The organism is Enterobacter genomosp. O, assembly GCF_001022965.1.
In the GTDB taxonomy this organism is placed as follows: domain Bacteria; phylum Pseudomonadota; class Gammaproteobacteria; order Enterobacterales; family Enterobacteriaceae; genus Enterobacter; species Enterobacter cloacae_L.
Map to the genome: position 1 here is coordinate 183,224 of NZ_LECZ01000025.1, position 21,954 is coordinate 205,177.

A 21,954-nucleotide genomic window follows, 5' to 3' on the forward strand; every position below is an offset into this window, starting at 1 on the left:
GCATGTGAAAACCACCTTTTAATGAGGGGGTAAAGCGGGCAAGACAGAGACTTTCTTCTAAGCTTGTAAGCGATATCACAAAAAGGAGATGGACACCCATGAAACAAACCGTGGCTGCATACATAGCGAAGACCCTCGAACAGGCAGGCGTAAAACGTATCTGGGGCGTAACCGGCGATTCCCTTAACGGACTGAGCGACAGCCTCAACAAGATGAAAACCATTGAATGGATGCCGACCCGTCATGAAGAGGTCGCCGCCTTTGCCGCCGGTGCCGAAGCGCAGCTCACGGGTGAACTGGCGGTCTGCGCCGGGTCCTGCGGGCCGGGCAACCTGCACCTGATCAACGGCCTGTTCGACTGCCACCGCAATCACGTGCCGGTGCTGGCGATTGCCGCCCATATTCCCTCTTCCGAAATCGGCAGCGGCTATTTTCAGGAGACGCATCCGCAGGAGCTGTTCCGTGAATGCAGCCACTATTGCGAGCTGGTTTCATCCCCGGAGCAGATCCCGCAGGTGCTGGCAATCGCCATGCGCAAGGCGGTGCTAAACCGCGGCGTTTCCGTGGTCGTTATTCCGGGCGACGTGGCCCTTAAGGCCGCACCTGAAGGGGCCAGCACGCACTGGTACCACGCGCCGCAGCCGGTGGTTACGCCTGCCGAAGAAGAGCTGAAAAAGCTGGCTCAGCTGCTGCGCTACTCCAGCAATATCGCCCTAATGTGCGGCAGCGGCTGTGCAGGCGCGCACAAGGAACTGCTTGAATTTGCCGGCAAGCTGAAATCCCCGATTGTTCATGCCCTGCGCGGCAAAGAGCACGTAGAGTACGACAACCCCTATGACGTGGGCATGACCGGGCTGATCGGTTTTTCAAGCGGTTTCCACACCATGATGAACGCCGACACGCTGATCCTGCTCGGCACCCAGTTCCCGTATCGTCCGTTCTATCCGGCGGATGCCAAAATTATTCAGATTGATATCAACCCGGCCAGTATCGGGGCGCACAGCAAGGTCGATATGGCGCTGGTGGGCGACATCAAATCCACCCTTGCCGCCCTGCTGCCGCTGCTGGAAGAGAAAACGGACCGCAAGTTCCTTGATAAGGCGTTGAGCGACTATCGCGATGCCCGCAAGGGGCTGGACGACCTCGCCAAACCGAGCGACAAAGCCATTCACCCGCAGTACCTGGCCCAGCAGATCAGCCATTTTGCTGACGACGATGCCATCTTTACCTGCGATGTGGGCACGCCAACCGTCTGGGCGGCGCGCTATCTGAAGATGAACGGCAAACGCCGCCTGCTCGGCTCGTTCAACCACGGCTCGATGGCTAACGCCATGCCGCAGGCGCTGGGTGCAAAAGCAACGGCGCCAGAGCGTCAGGTGGTGGCAATGTGCGGCGACGGCGGGTTCAGCATGCTGATGGGAGATTTCCTGTCGGTCGTACAAATGAAGCTGCCGCTGAAAATCGTGGTCTTTAACAACAGCGTGCTGGGCTTTGTGGCGATGGAGATGAAGGCAGGAGGCTATCTCACGGACGGCACCGAGCTGCACGACACCAACTTCGCGCGCATCGCAGAGGCCTGCGGCATCACCGGTATCCGCGTTGAAAAAGCCTCTGAGGTGGATGAAGCCCTGCAGCGCGCCTTTTCCATCGACGGTCCGGTGCTGGTGGATGTCGTCGTCGCCAAAGAAGAGCTGGCGATCCCGCCGCAGATCAAGCTGGAGCAGGCCAAAGGCTTTAGCCTCTATATGCTGCGCGCGATCATCAGCGGCCGCGGCGATGAAGTGATCGAACTGGCAAAAACCAACTGGCTCAGGTAAAACATCTGGCATCGCCTTTTTAAATATAAGGACATGCCATGATTGATTTACGCAGCGATACCGTTACCCGCCCGAGTCGCGCCATGCTCGAAGAGATGATGGCCGCCCCGGTCGGGGATGACGTCTACGGTGACGATCCGACGGTAAACGAACTGCAGCGCTATGCCGCAGAGCTCAGCGGTAAAGAGGCCGCCCTGTTCCTGCCCACCGGTACGCAGGCCAACCTGGTCGCGCTGCTCAGCCACTGCGAGCGCGGCGAAGAGTATATCGTCGGCCAGGGCGCACATAACTATCTGTACGAAGCGGGCGGCGCGGCGGTACTCGGCAGCATTCAGCCGCAGCCGATCGACGCCGCGCCGGACGGCTCGCTCCCGCTCGATAAGGTCGCCGCGAAAATCAAAGCCGACGATATCCATTTCGCCCGCACCAGGCTGCTCAGCCTTGAAAACACCCATAACGGCAAAGTCCTGCCGCGCGAGTACCTGAAAGCGGCGTGGGAATTCACCCGCGAGCGCAAGCTCGGGCTGCACGTGGACGGCGCGCGCATCTTTAACGCCGTGGTGGCGTACGGCTGCGAGCTGAAAGAGATTACGCAATACTGCGACTCGTTCACTATCTGCCTGTCGAAAGGGCTGGGCACGCCCGTGGGTTCCCTGCTGGTCGGCAGTGCGGACTACATTAAGCGCGCCAACCGCTGGCGCAAGATGACAGGCGGCGGCATGCGCCAGGCCGGTATCCTGGCGGCGGCGGGTCTGTACGCCCTGAAGAATAACGTCACGCGTCTGCAAGACGATCACGACAACGCCGCGTGGATGGCGGCGCAGCTGCGCGAAATTGGCGCCGACGTGATGCGCCACGACACCAACATGCTGTTCGTTCGCGTAGGCGATGACCACGCCGCTGCGCTTGGCGAGTATATGAAAGCGCGTGGCGTACTGATCAACGCGTCACCCGTTGTGCGTCTGGTGATGCATCTCGACGTGAGCCGCGAACAGCTGGCGGACGTGGTGAAACACTGGCAGGCCTTTTTACAGCGTTAAGGAGCATCACGTGCCGCAGCGTATTCTGGTGCTTGGCGCCAGCGGATATATTGGTCAGCATCTGACCACGGCGTTAAGCCAGCAGGGACATCAGGTGCTGGCAGCGGCACGCAACACCGAACGCCTGCAAAAGCAAAACCTGCCCGGCGTGACCTGCCACAACGTCGACCTCAACTGGCCAGTCGCGCTGCCAGCGCTGCTGGACGGGGTCGATACGCTTTACTACCTGGTCCACAGCATGGGTGAAGGCGGCGATTTTATCGCCCACGAGCGTCAGGTGGCGATGAATGTCCGCGATGCGCTGCTGCAAGCGCCGGTTAAGCAGGTGATTTTCTTAAGCTCGCTGCAGGCTCCCGAAAACGAGCAGTCCGACCATCTGCGCGCGCGCCAGCTGACCGCCGACACCCTGCGCGGCGCGAACATTCCCGTCACCGAACTGCGCGCCGGCATTATCGTCGGCGCCGGGTCCGCCGCCTTCGAAGTGATGCGCGATATGGTCTACAACCTGCCGGTGCTCACGCCGCCGCGCTGGGTGCGCTCGCGCACCACGCCGATTGCGCTGGAGAATCTCCTGCATTATCTGGTGGCCCTGCTGGATCACCCGGCCGAGCAGCACCGCGTGCTGGAGGCCGCCGGCCCGGAAGTGCTGAGCTACCAGGAACAGTTCGAACACTTTATGCGCGTCAGCGGACGCCGACGCTGGCTCATCCCCATCCCCTTCCCAACCCGCTGGATCTCGGTGTGGTTTTTGAATGTGATCACTTCAGTGCCCCCGACGACCGCCAAAGCGCTGATCCAGGGTCTGAAGCACGATCTGCTGGCAGACGATCGCGCGCTTCGCGCCTTAATTCCCCAGCCATTGATCCGCTTTGACGATGCCGTGCGCAACACCCTGAAGGAAGAAGAGCAGCTGGTGAACTCCAGCGACTGGGGTTACGACGCCCAGGCGTTTGCCCGCTGGCGGCCGGAGTACGGCTATTACCCGAAACAGGCGGGCTGCACGGTGGAAACCACGGCCAGCCTGGCCGCGCTGTGGGAGGTGGTAAACCAGATTGGCGGCAAAGAGCGGTATTTCTTCGGCAACCTGCTCTGGCAAACCCGCGGGGCGATGGATCTGCTGGTCGGCCACCGGCTGGCAAAAGGCCGCCCTGCTCGCCCGTATCTTGAAGTGGGCGATGCGGTCGACAGCTGGAAGGTCATCATCGTCGAACCGGAAAAACAGCTGGCGCTGCTGTTCGGCATGAAGGCCCCCGGGCTGGGCCGCCTTTGCTTTACCCTGAAAGACAAAGGCGATCGTCGTGAACTGGACGTCCGCGCATGGTGGCATCCGCACGGAATGCCCGGTCTGTTCTACTGGCTGTTCATGATCCCTGCACACCTGTTTATCTTCCGCGGGATGGCAAAGCGGATTGCGCAACTTGCAGAACAAAAGACGGAAAAGATCTAAATAAAACTCTCTTTCTTTCACCTTTCCCATTGCATAGCGCCGTAATTCACGAAAGAATGCGCACGAAATTCTTTTCAACACAGTGGATTGATATGAAGGTACTGGTTACCGGGGCGACCAGCGGCTTAGGCCGAAATGCGGTCGAATTTCTGCGCAACAAGGGCATCAGCGTCAGGGCTACCGGTCGCAACGAAGCGATGGGGAAGCTGCTGCAAAAAATGGGCGCAGAGTTCGTCCATGCCGACCTGACGGAGCTGGTCTCCTCTCAGGCAAAAGTGATGCTCGCCGGTATCGATACGCTGTGGCACTGCTCCAGTTTCACCTCCCCGTGGGGTACCCAGGAAGCCTTTGATCTCGCCAACGTGCGGGCAACCCGCCGTCTGGGAGAATGGGCCGTCGCCTGGGGCGTGCGTAACTTTATTCATATCTCGTCCCCGTCGCTCTATTTCGACTATCACCACCATCGTGACGTGCAGGAAGATTTCCGTCCGGCCCGCTTTGCCTGTGAGTTTGCCCGCAGCAAGGCGGCCAGCGAAGAGGTGATTGACCTGCTGGCGCAGTCGAACCCGCATACCCGCTTTACGGTGCTGCGTCCGCAGAGCCTGTTCGGGCCGCACGACAAAGTGTTTATTCCCCGTCTGGCGCAGATGATGCACCACTACGGCAGCGTGCTGCTGCCGCGCGGCGGCGATGCCCTGGTGGATATGACCTATTACGAAAATGCGGTCCACGCCATGTGGCTGGCAAGCCAGACGGACTGCGATAAGCTGATTTCCGGTCGCGCCTACAACATCACTAACGGCGAGCCCTGCACGCTGCGCAGCATTGTGCAGCGCCTGATCGACGAGCTGCAGATTAACTGCCGTATCCGTTCGGTGCCTTATCCGATGCTGGATATGATCGCCCGCAGCATGGAGCGTTTTGGCAGCAAAACGGCCAAAGAGCCTGCGCTGACCCACTATGGGGTATCAAAGCTTAATTTTGATTTCACGCTGGATATTTCGCGCGCGGAGAATGAGCTGGGGTATAAGCCGATTGTGACGCTGGATGAAGGGATTGTACGCACGGCAGCGTGGCTGCGGGATCATGGGAAGTTGCACAGGTAAGCGCCCTGCCCCATGTAGAACGGGTAAGCGCAGCGCCACCCGGCAAAAAACAGAACTCTGCGGCCTGATGCCCTCACCCCGGCCCTCTCCCACAGGGAGAGGGAGAAAACACGAAAACGGCAACCCGAAGGTTGCCGTTTTGCTTTTACAGAGCCGTCCAGGCTTCAGACCATGCCAGACCTGCGCCTGGTTCATAGTATGCCGGGGCGTTGTTACACCAGCCGCTGTACGGGAACGGTTTGCACTGGAACAGTTTACCGTGGTTGTTCACGATATCGCCTGCCTTGTACTTGCTGTTCGCGCTCCATGCTGCGTAATCGCCGGAAGTGCCCTCATCCTTAGACGGAGCCGCTTCTTTCGCTTTCACGTTCAGCAGGTAGGTGGTGCTGCTGCTCAGCTCGCCGTCGCTGACGGTCAGGCTCACTTCGTACTGCTGAGCCGTCGCCGCTTCTGGCGCGGTGAAGGTCACAACCGCTTTGTCATCGCCGGTGACGGTCTGGCCGTCCTGGGAACGCCAGGTGTAGGTCAGTTTGTTACCGTCTTCGTCGGTAGAACCTTCAGCGCTCAGAGAAACCTGCGCACCCGCTTCAACGGCACCGATTGGACCCGCAATCTGCGCCACTGGCGCATGGTTTACCGCTGCCGGGGTTTCGTCCGGCGTTGGAGCCGGGGTTTCATCCGGGGTTGGTGCTGGCGTTTCATCTTCTGATGGCGTTGGTGTTGGCGTAACCGGTGTCTCATCCGGCGTGGTCGCTGAGCCGTCGTCATTCACGATATTCACGTTATAGAACTTCTGTACACACTTGGTGTAATCGCCGTCTTTAAACGCGCTGAATGGCGTCTGGTAGCCCACCAGCTGGCAAGAGTAGGTTTTGCCGTCAGGCGTATCCGCGCTCCATCCCCAGTCCTGTTCCCAGTAGATCTTCAGTGCGCCTGCGCCGCCTTCATCGAACTGCTTCATGTTCGCACAGCCCAGCACTTCGTCAGCCGGTACAGGCACTTTCAGGTAGTTGGCGAACTCTTTGTAGTACTTGATACGGTTCTGAGACTGCGCAATTTCAGTCGGGCCACCGCACTCTACGCCGCCGTTGATGATCTGGGTGGTCACGCCGAAGCCAGGGACCAGGCCGTTAGCCTTGTCGTGATCGTTCGGCTGCCAGGTGCCGTCGATAACCTGCAGCATGCTTGGTTTTGGCGGCTGTGGGTAGGCGAAGAAGAAGATCGCACTCGCCAGGTTCAGCCAGGTGTCCGCCACCAGCTCGGGTTTTTCCAGCAGAACTTTAACGTCGCCGTACATCGCTTCGGAGAACGGACCGTAGTTATAGTTGTAGGACAGCTGCTTCGCGCCGCGGCCGAAGTAGCTCAGGAAATCGCCGTCTTTGTCTTTACCGCACGGCCAGGTCTGACCCTGCCAGACGTCGGTATTACATTCGCCGTTATAGCCGCCCTTCTGACCTTCGCTCCAGCCCATTTCGCGCACGTAGACCAGCGCCTGACGCCATTCGGCTTCCGGGCGCCAGCTTTCGTGACCGCCGGTTTCCTGCGCAAAGTGGGCAAACATGGTTGCCAGCTCTTTACGGCAGATGGCATCGCTGTCGCGGCCGTCTTTGTAGGTGTCGCACAGCGCCGGGAATTTACCCACCGCTTTCAGGAAGTTGCTGTAGCTGTAGTCCTTCGCACGCAGCGGGAACAGGTATTCCCAGTCGCTCTCTTTCAGGATCCCCTCAACGCGTTTAACGTTAGCCGGGTTGGACGCGCGGCCTGGCTCAATCTGCTCAACTGAAGCGTTGTCCAGCGTGCGGATGGTATCCTTCACGGACTGCATCAGAGGGAAATCAGTCAGCTCTTTTTCCTTTTTCGCCAGATCGCTGGCTTTCATGGTGTAAGGCTCGCTGCTTTCTGCCTTCAACATGGTGGCCTGAGCCATAACAGGTGCAATGCACGCACCCGCAATCAACACGCTCAGTAATGTCCTTTTATTCATTTCGGTTATTCCTGTTAATTCGATGGTTTAAAATAAAATCCCAGCTTATTTATTAATCCATTAATAAATAAACTCCAGACAGCTGTTTTTCACTTTCTGAAGCATACTTAACGGTACGCTTCAAAAAAGAAAAAACTCACCAGTCATTTCTTTCGCGTGCAACAGATTTTAATTGCTGATACTTCGCCCAGACTTTATGGGCATACACCATACGCTTTGGATAATTTTCTTTTTTAATCCCGGCGTTATAGGCGCCAACGGCTTCCCAGTTATATCCGTAGACTTTAATCATGCCTGACAGAATCGATGCGCCCACCATAATGGAGGTACAAGGTTCAGTCATAAGTCTACGTTCGCTGATACCGCGTCGTTCAAGCTCCGAAAAGTGCGAGCTGTTTATTTGCATTAATCCTACGTCATGCGTCCCGTCATGATTGGTCCCGACGGCGTAGGGATTCATTCCTGATTCCACATTCGCAATGGCATAAAGTAAATAAGGGTCAACATGATAATAATGCGCCGCTTTATCCCAGCAATTCGCCAATGCGCTTTGGCTTAATATTAATAACAGCAACAGTAATCGCTTCATTATTCACCTGCGGTGGTACGTTTTATTTCTCCTCAAACACGTCCTGTTAAATATTTTTGGTTACAGACCACACCCGAAGCGGGGTGTGGTCTGTGATTGTGGGCGGATATCACACCCACAATTTAAGGTTCAGAAGATTATTTGCAGTCAGCTGACGCGCCTTCTTTCACCCATACATCGCTGTTACCTGGTTTGTCGCCCTGAGTCCACCATTTCGCGCGGTACTCGAAGCCCTGGTAAGTCGTCTTATCGCCGCCGTTGTAGACCATGTCTGCACGCCAGTTCATTTTCACGTTGCTGACCAGTTCCCACGCGTCAACACCGAAGCCAGGCTGGTTGCCCTGCGTCCAGTATTTCGCTTTCCACACCAGATGGTCGAAGCTCACGGTATCGCCATTGTTGTAGACTTTGCTTGACTGCCACGCAGCATATTTGCTGGCGTTAGCGTCAACCGGGGCGTCACAGCTGTTAGATGCCGGAGTGGTATCATCTGCTGCTGGCGTCGTGTCGTCTGCTGGTGGCGTTACGTCATCAGCCGGTGGCGTTACGTCGTCTGCCGGGTTGGTGTCTTCATCAGGCACAACTGGTGCTGCTTTCGGCGTTACGGTAACCTGGACGTTGGACTGCACGCTGGTTTTACCATCGCTGACAATCACGCTCAGGGTGTACGTTGATTCAGAGCTTACGTTTGGCGCAGTGATGTTCACGCTTGCGGTATCAGTACCGGTTGCCTGCATATCCGCTGGAACGCTCCAGGAGTAGGTCAGCGCATCGCCGTCTGGATCCGCAGCCTGCACGTTCAGAGAATAAGACTGCTCTGCTTCCAGAGTCACAGCCTGCATCTGGTTAACCACAGGTGCCTGGTTAGCCTTAGGTGCTTTGTTCACAACCTGCACGTCAGCGGTGCTGCTCAGGCCTTTCGCATCGGTCACGGTCAGACGGAATGCCAGGGTCTGGTTGCTGGTGACAGCGCCCACGGAGAAGGTTGCTTTCGCTTTGGTGCTGTTGGTCAGCGTTACAGATGGGCCAGAGATCTGGGTCCATTTGTAGGTGATCGCATCGCCATCCGGATCGGTTGACGCAGAGCCATCCAGCGTTACGGTCGCAGGACCGGTCACGGTCTGATCGGCCGCAGAAGCCACTGGTGCATGGTTAGTGACCACTGGATCAACCGGAGTAGAACCGCCCAGCAGGCTTTCGTTCATCGCGTTCAGGATGTCCCCTGTATCGGAGTCGATAGACCAGGAGAACAGACCGCCCAGGTTTTTCGCCAGCACATACTTACCTTTTGCAGTGGCAGAGCGGGCATCTTCATAGGAGATCAGGTCGCCGGTAGTTTTGTTGAAGACGTATGGTGCTTCCGCATCCGCGTCATAACCGTATTCCCAGCCTGGCTTGCCTTTGTATTCGTTCACAATCTGACGATAGTCAACAACGCCTGGTTCCCAGGTGCCTTTAACCATGCCGGTTGCGGTGCCGGTGAACGGGTTGTTGCCGGTGTAGTTATGCACGCCGGTCCAGCCGCGGCCGTACATCGCGGTACCCACAACAATCTTGCCTGGCTGTACGCCCTGCTGCAGCAGCGCTTCAACGCCGTTTTCGGTGGTGTAGTTGGTTTCCGGACGCCATGCTGGTGCTTTCAGCGCCGCCTGGTGACCCAGTTCGGTGTTGCTCCAGCCGCCGTAGTAGTCGTAGCTCATCAGGAAGATGTGATCCATGTACTGCTGAGCCTGGTTGTAATCAACGTCTTCGATCTTGTCTTTACCCGCGCCAATCGCGGAAGTCAGTTCGTAAGTACGGCCGGTCTGAGCAGACAGCTCGTTCAGCATGGCGCGCAGGTCATGCATCAGTGCGGTATAGGCCGCTTTATCCTGCTCAGGGTTGCCCAGCGCTGCGTTTTCACCGCCGCCACCCGGGAATTCCCAGTCGATGTCTACGCCGTCGAAGAATTTCCAGGTCTGGAGGAACTCTTTAACGGAGCCGACGAAGCGTGAACGGATCGCAGGGTCATGCATTTGGAAGAACGGGTCAGACAGGGTCCAGCCGCCCACGGAAGGCAGGATCTTGATGTCTGGATGGGCTTTTTTCAGCGCCATCAGCTGACCGAAGTTACCTTTGTACGGGTCGTCCCAGTTAGACACGCCGGACTGTGGTTTTTGCAGCGCAGCCCACGGATCGTGAATGGCAACGGTGTAGTCCTGACGGCCAGCACAGGCGCGTTGCAGAGACTGGAAGCTGTTACCGCCTTCAACGGATTTCAGGCTGTCGTTGATGCCGTCGCCGCCACAGATTGGAATGAAGCCATACAGGATGTGGTTCAGGTTAGAGGCAGGGATTTTATCAACCGGGAAGTTACGGCCGTATACGCCCCACTCAGGGAAATATGCGCCAACCACTTTATCAGTGTGTTTCGCGAACGCTTTGTTATTTTCCTGCAGCGGTGCATTCAGCGGCAGCAGGTGGCTACCGTCGGTATCCGCAACGATAATCAGCTTGCTTGCGCTTTTGGTACAGCCGCTGGTGTTACACAGTTCAACCTGCTCCTGATAGCGGCCGCCTTTTTTCACTTTGAAGGTGGCTGAGCCAGATGCACCGGCTGCGCCAGTCCACACGGTCTGACCGTCGAGCAGAACTTTACCGGACGTCGGCGCATCGCCGCTCCAGACGTTCCATTCAACCTTAACGTCAACGCCGTCTTTGTGAACTTTGATCAGGCTGTTGTAATCCTGCGCGGCCTGATCGACTTCAACGATAGCAAATTTATCGTTACCGCTGCTGATTGAAGGCGTACCTGGCGCTGCGGCGAATGCGGAGCCGGATGCGGCTGCAACGAAGAGTGCCAGATAGGATGGCTTCATAAATTTCATTATTAATTCCTGATAAATGTATTTGTGAAAATGTAAAACAACCATGTATTCCATATAACATGGGCGATTAGTGAATGTGCTATTTACATTAAATAACGAAAGTACCTAATTGTGCGAAACATCTATTACGCAAAAATATCCTCCATAAAAGACATGAGCGATAATCCTTAAAGCTTATGTTCCATACAATACGCCGGGAATTGTCTTTCGTCCTTTCATTCCCTCGCCGAAAAAATTTCAAAAAAAACTTGACCAGATAAATCAGATTGTGAATTGCAGCGTCTGCAGAATAAAAATAACCAATCCAGCCAGTGACAACATCGGTCCGAACGGAATAACGTTATTTTTCTTAACAGATTTATAAAAAAGACAATACAACGCGATACCGCTTAATGCGGCGACCAATAATAAAGAGGGCAATGCCATCCAGCCGCACCATGCGCCCAGCGCGGCCAGTAATTTGAAGTCGCCGTAGCCTAATCCCTCGCGCCCCGTCGTCAGGCGAAACGCCCAATAGAGAAGCCACAGGGAGAGATAGCCCGCCACCGCCCCGTACAGGGCATCCGTCAGCGGCAGCGTATGGCACAGCGCGTGATACAGCAGTCCCGCCCAGAGCAGCGGCTGGGTCAGGCAGTCCGGCAGCAGCATATGTTTCGCGTCGATGGTCGCCAGCGGCAGCAGGCCGCACCACAGCACCCACAGCGCGATCAGGCCCGTCAGCGACGGCGCAAACGCGGCCGTCAGGGCAAAAAAGAGCGCGCTCGACAGCTCAAGCAGCAACAGCCGCACCGGGATCGCCGATTTGCAGCAGCGGCAGCGGCCGCGCAGGCCGCACCAGCTCAGGACAGGAATGTTTTCCCACCAGGAGAGCGGGTGGGCGCATTCAGGGCAATGCGAGGCGGGAAAGAGTAAATTCCCGGCCCCTACCTCTTCTTTCACCAGCGGCGGAATGCGCTCGGCGACAACCCCTAAGAAACTGCCGATAATGCCACCCAGCGCGCCGCTCATCAGGCACAGCGCGGGCAGATTGCCCTCGCGCAGCAGCATCAGCGGACTCATGCCACTTTCGCCCATGAGAGTTTAATCTGCGCCTTTACGTCGCTGAGATGGTCGACCGGGGTCAGATCCATTTTTTCAAGACGCACGCCGGAAGTGACATTCACCTCCCTGAGCCAGCTTTTCAGTTCATACACGTTTATTCTGTCGATATTAAACGTCATGGATTGCCCGTCCTGCTGAATATTACTCAGCGCGACGTGGATCTCTTTGGCGCTCTCTTCCACCACGCTGCGCGGATTATTGGTTTTTACCACTTTCGCCTGCAGATGGTTTTTATTTATTTCAGCACGCATCCAGTTCAGGGTTTGTTTCTGTTTCGTTAATGTGCTTTCGCTATTTTTAATCATATTATCCAGCGGCATCATGACGCCGTACCAGATAATGGCGCAGCACAGCGCGGCGCCGCATAATTTAAATAAATTACGTTCACGAGGGCTGTACTGCTGATAACGCGCCTTTAATTGTCCAATTCGCTCTTTCATTTATATTTCCCTGTAATGATTGCGGTAAAAGGTGCTTCGCCTGAGACCGGCTGCAGCGTGAAGTCGAACGTGTCACTCGCCTTGTTGACGAACGCCTGTAGCGCCGTCGCGTCCATGGAGCTGATATTCAGCGTGAGCAGATTCTGCGTCTCGTCATATCCCACTTCGCTCAGCTCAACGGAAGGGAGCGTTTGCTTAATTTGCTCCAGCGCTTCCAGCTGGAGAAACACGCCTTTCTTCTCCTTCTTAATACTCTGGCCGAAGTGGTATTTCAGGTTGGTGGTTTGACGCAGCGTCGGGAAGTAGTGCTGGGCCAGCTCGGTCATCTGCTGATGGGCCAGGTTTTCCTGCTGGGTCAGCATCAGCGCCATGCCAACGCGGGGGCCGATCATCAGCCCGAGGCCCAGCACCGCCACGACCGCCATGGCCGCTTTAGCGTGGCGGAAACCGCCGGTCGCCGCGGCTGGCGCAAAGTCGCCGTGCAACAGGTTCGCTTTACAGTTTTTCCACTGGGGCTGGATCAGCACCAGCGGGTGCTGCCAGGGGAGCGGTTCAACCTGAACGTCCGCAGGCGCTTCGCCATAGCAGACAATCTCGCCTGCGCCCTGCTGGCTCAGCAGCAGGGGCAGCAGCGCGTCATCGGTTTCACAGGCGCCGAACGGCGAATAGCGCATCCAGTAGCCGTCGTCCATGGCGACCAGCGTACTGCCGCCCTCGGCCACCGGCAGGAGAATGGCGTCCGGCAGCACCTGCACCACCGTCAGCCCGGCCTCCGCGCAGCGGGTGAGCCAGTGCTGCAGTCGGTCGATATCCATCGCCACCGCGTCCACGTCGCGCCCTTTTTTGTTCAGCACCGTCCAGTGAAGGTTATCCACCTCGCCGATCAGCGTCTCTTCCGCCAGCCATGAGAATTGCATCCCCTGCCCCGCACCGCCTTTTTTGGGCAGCGTGAAATGACGGAAAATCATCTCACTGGCGGGCAGAAGCAGACATACGCGAGCCGCCAGGGCATGATCGGCCAGCGCCGACAGCGTCTGGCGCGTTTCTACCTGGTCACTACCGGACTCGCACCACATTATGTTTCCGTCCTCGCGCGTGTCGGGACGAACAAAAAGCACCTGTTTCATAGAGTAAGTCTTTTCTTATTCAACCATTCGGTAGCGGCGTTGCCAGGTAATGACCTTGCCCGCTTCATTATCAACATGAAGCTGGCTGACGACGCGCAGCGTTAAATCATCCGTATTGCCGGTACTGTTGACCTGGAAATACGTACTGTTTACCGCGAGAAACGCCTGAACCTGCTTGAGGGCGTCTTTAGTCTGCGGATAATTTGTCTCAAGCTCTTTCTGGAATGCCTCCATCGACTCCCACCCGTCTTCCGGGCGCGAGGCGAGCAAACGCGTGGCCTCATCGACGTTGAGCGAGCCGATAAACAGGGCCGACAGCAGGGGCGCCTGCTCCGACGTCAACGTGTTGATATCCACCTTGCTGGCGCTGTCGGGTAACGCACAAAGCACCTTGCTGACCTTGCCGTAAGCCGCCTGCGGAAACGCGGGCAGCAGCTTCAGTTCGCCAGCCGTGCGCATCATCTGATTGGCAGGCTGTCTTGCTGGCTCCACGCCGGCCCAGGCATCGGTTTCCAGCCCCTCTTTGGCCGTGGTGGTATCGCCGTCGAGATAGTCCACCAGCTGCTGGTAGATCTCTTCTGCATCACCGGATGAAACGCCGCTGTCGGCAAGCAGTTGCTCAACGATGCGCTCTTTCACCGGTTTTTCCGGCAGTGCGCCCGCGGTCTCTGGCGCTGGTGCCGGGTCTGCCGCCAGCAGGTTATTGACGTTAAAGCAGGTCTGGGCGTCCTCAATCTGGCTGACGACGGTGTAGTTTTCGCCTTCGGTTTCCACCGGTTCCACCCATTCGCCCTTCGGCGAAAGCCCTTTACCTTCGCCGCTGGCGTAAGTCTGGAGCCGATCTTCAATCGTTTTTTGCTGGCTCTGCATGGACCAGCGCAGCAGCTGCTGGCTTACCTGGTAATGCGTTTTCTGCAAATTGCGGCAGAACTGCTGGCTGATTTTGGCGGCCAGCGCCGACATCAGGACGAGCAAAATTAACACCACCAGCAGCGCAACGCCGCGCTGTTTCCGCACCGATTTTCCGCTCATTTTGTCTCTCCAGACGGCGATGGCTGTGCTGGTGCTGGGGCAGGTGCCGCCGGATCGGTCGGTGCAGCCGCCGCGGCGCCCTCCTCTGTAGGGGCAGCCGCAGGCGTCGTTGGCATATCGCCTGGGGTGGTAAAGACCCAGCGCCAGGTGTCACCGTTCTCCATGGTCAGCAGCAGCTCCACGCCGTCCGGCTGGTGCGCGGTATCGGGCCACTTGTTCTGCCAGCCGTCTTTCCAGAAGCGCCACGCCATGGTTTTTACGTCGCTCAGGATCGGCACCTCTTCCGGCTTCACGCCCGCGGGGCTGTCGATAACCGGCCAGATATCCCGCCACAGTTTTTTGTCCTTCAGCCGCCAGCGCACGCGCTCCAGCTGCACCTGCCCGCTCACGCCGTTCAGGGTGGTCAGCGACAGGGCATCGTCTTTTTGCTCAAAAACCTCAGGCTCGTTGCGCGGGGCGCGCGCCTGAAGCTGAAAGAAATCGCGCTCCAGCAGGTTATAGGTACGCTGGAGCTGGTTTAATTTGGTGGCGGCAACATCCGTTGCGTTCGACGTTTTCATGGCGCCGTCCAGGATCTGCCAGGCCAGCGAGCTGATAATGGCGAAGATGGTCAGTGCAATCATGATTTCCAGCAGGGTAAAACCCTGCTGGCGCTGGATGCGCTTGCTCATTTTTTCACTCCCGGCTCGGCGACTTGCAGGGACAGCACCGACTTATCGTCATCGCCTTCGGCATACACCTGGATCTCATCGGCAAAGCGATTTTCCGCGGTTTTGACCCGCTGCTTGTGCCAGGTCCAGTTTCTGCCGCCCATCGTTTCCGTTCCCGTCTGCATGGCATCCGGGAACGGCGTTTTGCTCAGCTGTGCTTCCACCAGCTGATTTTCGGCCACCCAGCTCGCCTGGAGCGTTTCGCCCAGGCCGTGGGTAAAGCGCACGTTCAGCGAGACGGAGTTCATCAGCGCCAGCGCGGCCGTGGAAAAAATGACCAGCGCCACCATCACTTCCAGCAGGGTCATGCCCTGCTCTCTGCCTTTGCGTTTACTCATCGTTCTCTACCGACACCGGAGATGCGCCTTGCGACACCACGTTGAAGCGCTGCTTTTTGTCGAAACTTTGCAGGGAGAGCGTAAAACGGCTGATCTCCCCGTCCGGCAAAAAGACGATTTGTGGCGCGGTGTCCGTCGTGGCGGCAATACGCTGGGGCGAAAGCGACACGTGCATCTCTTCAGGAAACTGACCGTGGGTGAGAATGCGCCCGGCGGTCAGGGGTTCCCAGTGCCGCTCGCCATCTTTTTTCGCCCAGGTCACCAGCTGATATTCTGACGTTGTCACCACAAGCCCCACGATATTTCCGTCCATCACGGCACGGTCTGAACCATATTCAACGAGGGCTTTTAACTGTTGACCGAAAATATCTGCGCCACTGCGCGATGGGATCGTTGATACCACCATCATGGCGCAGGTGGCGAATATCACCAGCGCCAGAATAATTTCCAGCAAGGTAAACCCACGTTGCTTATTCATTACTTATCTTTTTTATCTAAAGACCAGTTGGTAATATCGTCAGCCGTATTGGCTTCGGCATCCGGGCCCGCAGAGAAAACATCTACCGCGCCATGTTCACCAGGGCTGACGAGGATGTAATCGTTACCCCATGGATCCTGCGGCAGGCGGCGAATATAGCCGTCGTCACGGTAGTTTTTCGGGATCGGCGCGATTTCCGGTTTGGTCACCAGCGCCTGCAGGCCCTGCTCGGTTGTCGGATAACGGTGGTTATCCAGCTTGTACATATCCAGTGAACCTTCCAGCGCCACAATATCGCTGGTGGCTTTCTGGGCATCCGCCTTTTCTTTATTTCCCATTAAATTTGGCACCACCATACTGGCGAGAACGCCGAGAATAACGATAACCACCATTAATTCGAGCAAAGTAAACCCGGCCTGATGTTTCAGGCTATTTCGTTTTAAAGACATATTTAACCCACCATATTATTGAGCTGAAGAAGCGGCTGTAATATTGACAGTACGATAAATAAAACCACTGTCGCCATTGTCACCACCAGTGCCGGTTCAAAGACCGACAGTGTTAACGTAATTCGATGTTGCAGTGCCGATTCCTGGTTTTCCGCGGCGCGATCCATTAATGAACCTAATTCCCCGCTCTCTTCGCCGGAGGCAATCATGTAAAGCATGGTTGGCGGAAAGAGCTTCGCCTGGTCCAGCGCGTTATACAGGGACGCCCCCTGACGTACGGTATCTGCCGCCTGCTCCAGCACCTGCCGGGCATAGAGGTTTTCAATCCCGTCCATCGCGATATACATCCCCTCGAGCAGCGGAACGCTGCTGGCCTGCAGGATGCTGAGCGTGCGGATATAGCGCGCGCTGTTGATGGCGCAGACCAGCTTTTTGATCGGCGAGCCGTTCACCAGCCAGCTGTTCCAGCGAAAACGGTTCGCCTTTTTCTTCACCCAGGCCTTAAAGCCGACAGCCGCGCCGAACAGGCCTCCGGCAATATAGATCCCGTACGCCTGCAGGAAATCGCTCACCGCGATCAGCGTGCGGGTGGTGATCGGCAGCTGCTGCTTCATGTGTACAAACTGCTCGATCACCTGCGGCACCACCGCCACCAGCAGGATGGAGATCACCGCCACGGCGACCACCGTCAGGGTGATGGGGTAGACCATCGCCTGGGTCAGCTTGCTTTTCATCTTCTGGCGCTGCTCGTTGTACTCCGCCAGCTTCTCCAGCACATCGCCCAGGTGACCGGTTTTCTCCCCGGCCATCACCAGCGTGCAGTACAGCTTGTCGAAGGTGCGCGGGAACTGGCTGAAGGCGTCAAACAGCGTGTGGCCTTCCACCACTTTCTCGCGAATTTCAACCACCATCGCCGCCAGCTTTTTGTCTTCCGTCTGCTTCGAAATCGCCTTCAGGGCGCTCTCCAGCGGCAGCGACGCGTTAACCAGCGTCGACAGCTGACGGGTAAACATCGACAGCACCGGCACAGAGAGTTTGGCCCCGGTTTTGGCTTTGGCGCTGGCCGCCTTTTCGCTAGTAACCGCGATCGTTACCGGCATCAGTTTTTGCTCGCGCAGCGCCTGGCGCACCTGCTTTGGCCCTTCCGCCTGCAGCGTGCCGCGCTGGGTTTTCCCGGCGGCATCGGTGGCGGTCCACGCGTAGAAAGCCATTATTCATCGCCTCCACGCTCGGCGGTCACGCGCATCACCTCTTCCAGCGAGGTGACGCCGCTGATGACCTTCATCAGGCCGTTTTCGCGCAGGCTGTAGGCCTGCTTGAACAGCTCGGTCTCGATGGACATCTCGTCTTTGTCTTCATGGATGGCGCGGCGCATGGTGCTGTCGACCACCAGAAACTCGTGGATCCCCGCGCGTCCCTGGTAGCCGCTCTGGCGACAATGCTCACAGCCCACGGCGCGATAAATCGCTTTCGGCGGGGTATCCATAAAGCTGAATAACGCCTTTTCATTGTCATCCAGCGAACTGGTGGTACGGCAGTGCGGACACAGCCGACGCACCAGACGCTGGGCAATGACGCCAAGTAACGACGATCCAATCAAAAATGACTCCAGGCCCATATCCCGCAGACGGGTAATGGCCCCCGCCGCACTGTTGGTGTGCAGCGTAGACATGACCAGGTGACCGGTGAGCGACGCCTGAACCGCAATTTGCGCGGTTTCGCCGTCACGGATTTCCCCGATCATCACCACGTCCGGATCCTGACGCAAAATGGCGCGCAGGCCGCGGGCAAAGGTCATGTCCACGCGCGGGTTGACCTGCGTCTGTCCCACCCCTTCCAGCTCGTATTCAATCGGATCTTCAACGGTCAGAATGTTGCGTTCATGCCCGTTCAGCGCCGAGAGAATGGCGTACAGGGTGGTACTTTTACCGGAGCCTGTCGGCCCGGTGACCAGGATAATGCCGTGCGGGCGGCCAATCAGCCCTTTCAGTTTTTCCAGCTCTTCATCAATGAGTCCGAGCTTGTTGATGTCCGGCTTCAGGTTGCTTTTGTCGAGCAGACGCATAACCACGCGTTCGCCGTACTGCGACGGAATGGTCGACACGCGCACGTCGATGGCCTTGCGGCCAATACGCAGTGAGATACGGCCATCCTGCGGCAGACGTTTTTCGGCGATGTCGAGCTTCGACATAACCTTAATACGCGATACCAGCAGCGGCGCGAGCTTGCGCGCTGGCTGCAGCACCGGGCGCAGCACGCCGTCAACGCGAAAACGGATGCTCAGCGTGCGCTCGAAGGTTTCGATATGGATATCCGACGCGCCGTCTTTGACCGCTTCGCCAAGAATGGCGTTGATCAGGCGGATCACCGGCGAGTTTTCGTCGTTATCGAGCAGATCTTCGTTGTCCGGGATCTCCTCGGTTAACGCCATCAAATCGATATCCGCATCCATATCATCGACCAGCTGCTGTGAAACGCCGCTACTCTGCTGCCAGATTTTGCCCAGCATTTCATCGAACGCTTCAGCGCTCAGCGTCTGGGGCACGAACGCGCGCCCCAGCACCCGGCGCATCTCCAGCAGCGCAAACGCAGGCACGCCCTCACGGATATAGACCGTGTCTTCCCAGAACAGGATGCCGTGATCCTTTGCAAAGCTGCTGGTGCAAAGCTGTTTTGTCAGTTCATCCACGCATCACCTCCGCTTACTCTTTGAACGGGTTGCGGGACGCTGACGATGAGGTCGCCGGAGCCGTTACGCCCACTGGCGTTGAATGATCCTGCTTCGGGAAGGCCGGAAGGACCGGGACATCATTGTTTTCAACAATACCCAGCTTCTTCTCTTCCATACGCTGCTGCTGACGCGCACGCATCTGATCGTATTTCTCTTTCGTCGCCGCGCTGTAGTTGTCGTCATCACGCAGTACGGTGGTATGGATAAATACCATCAGGTTGCGCTTCGACGTGTCCTGCGAGGTGTAACGGAACAGCTGTCCCACCAGCGGAAGATCGCCGAGCAGCGGCACTTTCGAGACGTTCTGCTTATTGACGTTCTCCATCAGCCCGCCCAGCACCACCGTCTGCCCGCTGTGGACCATCACTTCGTTGTTGATGGTGCGGGTATTGAAGGTTGGGCCCAGGCTGGCGTCTGTGGTTGCGCTGGCGTCGACGCTGGAGACTTCCTGCTCGATCTTCAGGTGGATCATGTCCCCGTCGTTGATCTGCGGAACAATCTTCAGCTTGGTACCGACGGTTTTACGCTCAACCGAGTTAAAGACGTTATCGCCGCTGGTGGTCTGGGAACCGGACAGCACCGGCACGTCCTGACCGACGTTGAACGACGCTTCTTTGTTATCAAGCGTTACCACGCTTGGCGTGGAGAGAATGTCGTTTTTCCCGGTGGTAGAGAGCGCCGTCATCAGCGCGCCAAAGTCACCGTTAAAGAAGCCGGTCGCCAGGCCCGTGAAGCTGGCCGTTTTGATCGACTTGTTCTTGATCTGGCTGATCGGCAGACCGGTTGAGCCAAACTGCACGCCACCGTGCGAGCTGGTCCACTGCACGCCCAGATCCATGCCGTTACCGTCCTGTACTTCAGCAATGATGGCTTCCACCAGCACCTGCGGACGGCGAATATCCAGCTTGTCGATCACCTTCTCCAGGGAGTTCATGACGTTTGGCTGAGCGGTGATCACCAGCGAGTTGGTAGACTCGTCGGCGGTGATATTCAGGTCGCTTGACGACGTTGAGACAGTTTTGCTTTTCGGCGTCCCTGCTTTGTCTTTCAGCTGTTCGCCAATACCGGTCAGCACCGGCACCACTTTCGAGGCGTTGGCGTATTTCAGTTAGAAGACGCGGGTGTTGCCCTCGTTATTCTGCTCGCGATCGAGCTGGCCAATCAGCGAACGGGTACGCGCACGCGCATCTTCGGTGCCGCTGATCACCAGGCTGTTGGTTTCGTCATCGGCCACCACTTTGGTCGCCAGCTGCGGCGCGTTCTGCCCTTTCTGCTCTTCGTTGTTGAGGTTGTTCAACATATCGGAAAGCTCTTTGGCGGAGGCAAAGCGCAGAGGCACGATTTCACGGCGCTGCATGCCGGAACGATCCACGCGCTCAACCAGATCCACCAGGCGGTTAACCACCGAGGCTTTACCGGTTAACAGCAGCACGTTGGACGGCTCGAAATGCACCACGTTACCAATACCGGAGGCATCGTTCAGCTGACGCAGCAGCGGAGCCAGCTCGCGCACCGGCACGTTTTCCATGCGCACCACGCGGGTGATGATCTCATCCCCTTTGCCCGGGTTTTTGCTGTCGGCCACCGGAACACCGGCAGTACGCGCCACGCTTGAGCGCACCACTTTGACCATGCCGTTATCCATCGGGATAACCGACAGACCATAGAGATCCAGCACGCTCAGGAAGAACTGATAATATTCATCTTCCGACAGCACGTTATAGGTTCTCACCGACACGGTGCCCTGAACGGACGGGTCGACGAGAATGGTTTTATTCAGATTGCGACCTACCGTATCGATAAATTCGCGAATATCAGTATTTTTAAAGCTGGCGCTAAAGTTAGCTGCAAGCAGCGAACTGGAATATAACGACAATGCGGTCAGCGCCACGCACGCCCACGGAAATTTCTTCATGATGTACACTTGTTAATTGTTTAAAACATTAACCCGAATATTTTCAAGGTGAGCGTGCCGTCTTACGACGACCTCCGCCTCTTTCATTTTCGACCAGTTGGCGATGATATTTTTCGCCTGCGCTTCTTTCGTCATATCGACGTCGTTGACTTTCACTACCACATCCCCTTTTTCCAGCCCTGTATCGCTGTAAAAAGGAGACGCATTCCGTGGATTAATATTAAAGCCTTCCAGTTGGCCCTTATCGATTAACGGTTTTAACACCAGATAATCATCGAGATGCAGACTGTCGGCGCCTGCATCTTTTTTCGATTTGGTAACCGGGCCGCTGTCTACGCCGCCCTTAAAATAAGCCGGTTTCTTGAGGGCCAGCGTCTGTTTCGCCCCCTCGTACTGCACAACCACATTATCTTTATTAATTTCATCTATATAAGCGCCATCGAAACCCACCAGCGACTCCCCTTCCCGGTAGCTCTGCTGCCCGGCTGGGGTCTTGATCACGGCAAACGACAGCCATGATTCATCGCTGCGAATAATGCCTTCGATTTCTGCTGATAACGGCGCTTTTGTTGCAACAGGCGCGTCGCTTTGACGCACTGCCGCGGTGAAAAGGCCAAAGTTTTTTTCAGCGTCACGTTTTTTTAGCGCCGGCTTATCTGCATTCGCTAACTTATTCGTAACTTTCTTATAATCTTTATAAACGACATAACCCTGCTGGCTGCAAAATATCAGCATGACAAGCATAATGCAGGGTGTCATTACACGGGAAAGGAGTGCGTTCCT

18 protein-coding genes and 1 pseudogene are annotated in these 21,954 nt (G+C 56.8%); 4 read left to right on the plus strand and 15 right to left on the minus strand.

Features of this window, described 5'->3' with window-relative positions:
- The first annotated feature begins 98 nt into the window (after positions 1 to 98).
- From poxB to ABR39_RS10825, 4 genes are all read left to right on the plus strand, one after another.
- Entirely contained in the window at positions 99 to 1,817 is a 1,719-nt protein-coding gene (poxB, locus tag ABR39_RS10810) for a ubiquinone-dependent pyruvate dehydrogenase (RefSeq protein WP_047346936.1), read from the plus strand.
- Between the two features lie 38 nt (positions 1,818 to 1,855).
- On the plus strand, positions 1,856 to 2,857 hold the full coding sequence (gene ltaE / locus ABR39_RS10815) for a low-specificity L-threonine aldolase (protein WP_047346937.1): 1,002 nt from the start codon (positions 1,856 to 1,858) through the stop codon (positions 2,855 to 2,857).
- Between the two features lie 10 nt (positions 2,858 to 2,867).
- On the plus strand, positions 2,868 to 4,304 hold the full coding sequence (locus tag ABR39_RS10820) for an SDR family oxidoreductase (RefSeq protein ID WP_047346938.1): 1,437 nt from the start codon (positions 2,868 to 2,870) through the stop codon (positions 4,302 to 4,304).
- A 92-nt stretch (positions 4,305 to 4,396) separates the two neighbouring features.
- The gene (locus tag ABR39_RS10825; RefSeq protein WP_048339046.1) at positions 4,397 to 5,410 is read left to right on the plus strand and encodes an NAD-dependent epimerase/dehydratase family protein; all 1,014 of its coding nucleotides are present in this window, start codon (positions 4,397 to 4,399) and stop codon (positions 5,408 to 5,410) included.
- Positions 5,411 to 5,555: 145 nt separating this feature from the next.
- Here the strand turns inward: ABR39_RS10825 and ABR39_RS10830 are convergent, their stop codons facing one another.
- The 15 genes and pseudogenes from ABR39_RS10830 to gspC all read right to left on the minus strand — a co-directional run bounded on the left by ABR39_RS10830 (position 5,556) and on the right by gspC (position 21,915).
- On the minus strand, positions 5,556 to 7,394 hold the full coding sequence (locus ABR39_RS10830; RefSeq protein WP_047346940.1) for a glycoside hydrolase family 19 protein: 1,839 nt from the start codon (positions 7,392 to 7,394) through the stop codon (positions 5,556 to 5,558).
- A gap of 136 nt (positions 7,395 to 7,530) precedes the next feature.
- On the minus strand, positions 7,531 to 7,983 hold the full coding sequence (iagB, locus tag ABR39_RS10835; protein ID WP_029485019.1) for a type III secretion system invasion protein IagB: 453 nt from the start codon (positions 7,981 to 7,983) through the stop codon (positions 7,531 to 7,533).
- Between the two features lie 137 nt (positions 7,984 to 8,120).
- Positions 8,121 to 10,850, minus strand: a complete 2,730-nt coding sequence (locus tag ABR39_RS10840; RefSeq protein WP_047346941.1) for a glycosyl hydrolase family 18 protein — start codon at positions 10,848 to 10,850, stop codon at positions 8,121 to 8,123.
- Positions 10,851 to 11,111: 261 nt separating this feature from the next.
- A complete protein-coding gene (locus tag ABR39_RS10845) occupies positions 11,112 to 11,909 on the minus strand; it encodes a prepilin peptidase (RefSeq protein WP_047346942.1) in 798 nt (265 codons plus the stop codon).
- Positions 11,906 to 12,391, minus strand: coding sequence for a type II secretion system protein M (locus ABR39_RS10850; RefSeq protein WP_047346943.1), 486 nt, complete (start codon positions 12,389 to 12,391; stop codon positions 11,906 to 11,908). Before ABR39_RS10850 ends, ABR39_RS10845 begins: the two co-directional genes overlap by 4 nt.
- Positions 12,388 to 13,518, minus strand: coding sequence for a type II secretion system protein GspL (gene gspL / locus ABR39_RS10855; RefSeq protein WP_047346944.1), 1,131 nt, complete (start codon positions 13,516 to 13,518; stop codon positions 12,388 to 12,390). The genes ABR39_RS10850 and gspL overlap by 4 nt, the downstream gene beginning before the upstream one ends.
- Before the next feature lie 15 nt (positions 13,519 to 13,533).
- Positions 13,534 to 14,550 (minus strand): type II secretion system minor pseudopilin GspK, encoded by a 1,017-nt coding sequence (gspK, locus tag ABR39_RS10860; protein ID WP_047346945.1) that lies wholly within the window; start codon positions 14,548 to 14,550, stop codon positions 13,534 to 13,536.
- Complete coding sequence (gene gspJ, locus ABR39_RS10865; RefSeq protein WP_047346946.1) at positions 14,547 to 15,221, minus strand: type II secretion system minor pseudopilin GspJ; 675 nt, start codon at positions 15,219 to 15,221, stop codon at positions 14,547 to 14,549. Before gspJ ends, gspK begins: the two co-directional genes overlap by 4 nt.
- Complete coding sequence (gene gspI / locus ABR39_RS10870; protein ID WP_047346947.1) at positions 15,218 to 15,598, minus strand: type II secretion system minor pseudopilin GspI; 381 nt, start codon at positions 15,596 to 15,598, stop codon at positions 15,218 to 15,220. The genes gspJ and gspI overlap by 4 nt, the downstream gene beginning before the upstream one ends.
- A complete protein-coding gene (gene gspH, locus ABR39_RS10875) occupies positions 15,591 to 16,076 on the minus strand; it encodes a type II secretion system minor pseudopilin GspH (RefSeq protein WP_047346948.1) in 486 nt (161 codons plus the stop codon). Before gspH ends, gspI begins: the two co-directional genes overlap by 8 nt.
- Complete coding sequence (gene gspG, locus ABR39_RS10880; protein WP_047346949.1) at positions 16,076 to 16,525, minus strand: type II secretion system major pseudopilin GspG; 450 nt, start codon at positions 16,523 to 16,525, stop codon at positions 16,076 to 16,078. The genes gspH and gspG overlap by 1 nt, the downstream gene beginning before the upstream one ends.
- A 2-nt stretch (positions 16,526 to 16,527) precedes the next feature.
- Positions 16,528 to 17,736 carry a type II secretion system inner membrane protein GspF gene (gene gspF / locus ABR39_RS10885; RefSeq protein WP_047346950.1) on the minus strand — a complete coding sequence of 403 codons (1,209 nt, stop codon included), beginning with the start codon at positions 17,734 to 17,736 and terminating at the stop codon, positions 16,528 to 16,530.
- On the minus strand, positions 17,736 to 19,214 hold the full coding sequence (gspE, locus tag ABR39_RS10890) for a type II secretion system ATPase GspE (RefSeq protein ID WP_047346951.1): 1,479 nt from the start codon (positions 19,212 to 19,214) through the stop codon (positions 17,736 to 17,738). Before gspE ends, gspF begins: the two co-directional genes overlap by 1 nt.
- 13 nt (positions 19,215 to 19,227) lie before the next feature.
- A pseudogene (gspD, locus tag ABR39_RS10895) lies at positions 19,228 to 21,171 on the minus strand (type II secretion system secretin GspD).
- Positions 21,172 to 21,183: 12 nt separating this feature from the next.
- Positions 21,184 to 21,915: a type II secretion system protein GspC gene (gspC, locus tag ABR39_RS10900; RefSeq protein WP_047346952.1), complete on the minus strand. Its 732-nt coding sequence runs from the start codon at positions 21,913 to 21,915 to the stop codon at positions 21,184 to 21,186.
- Positions 21,916 to 21,954: the final 39 nt, after the last annotated feature.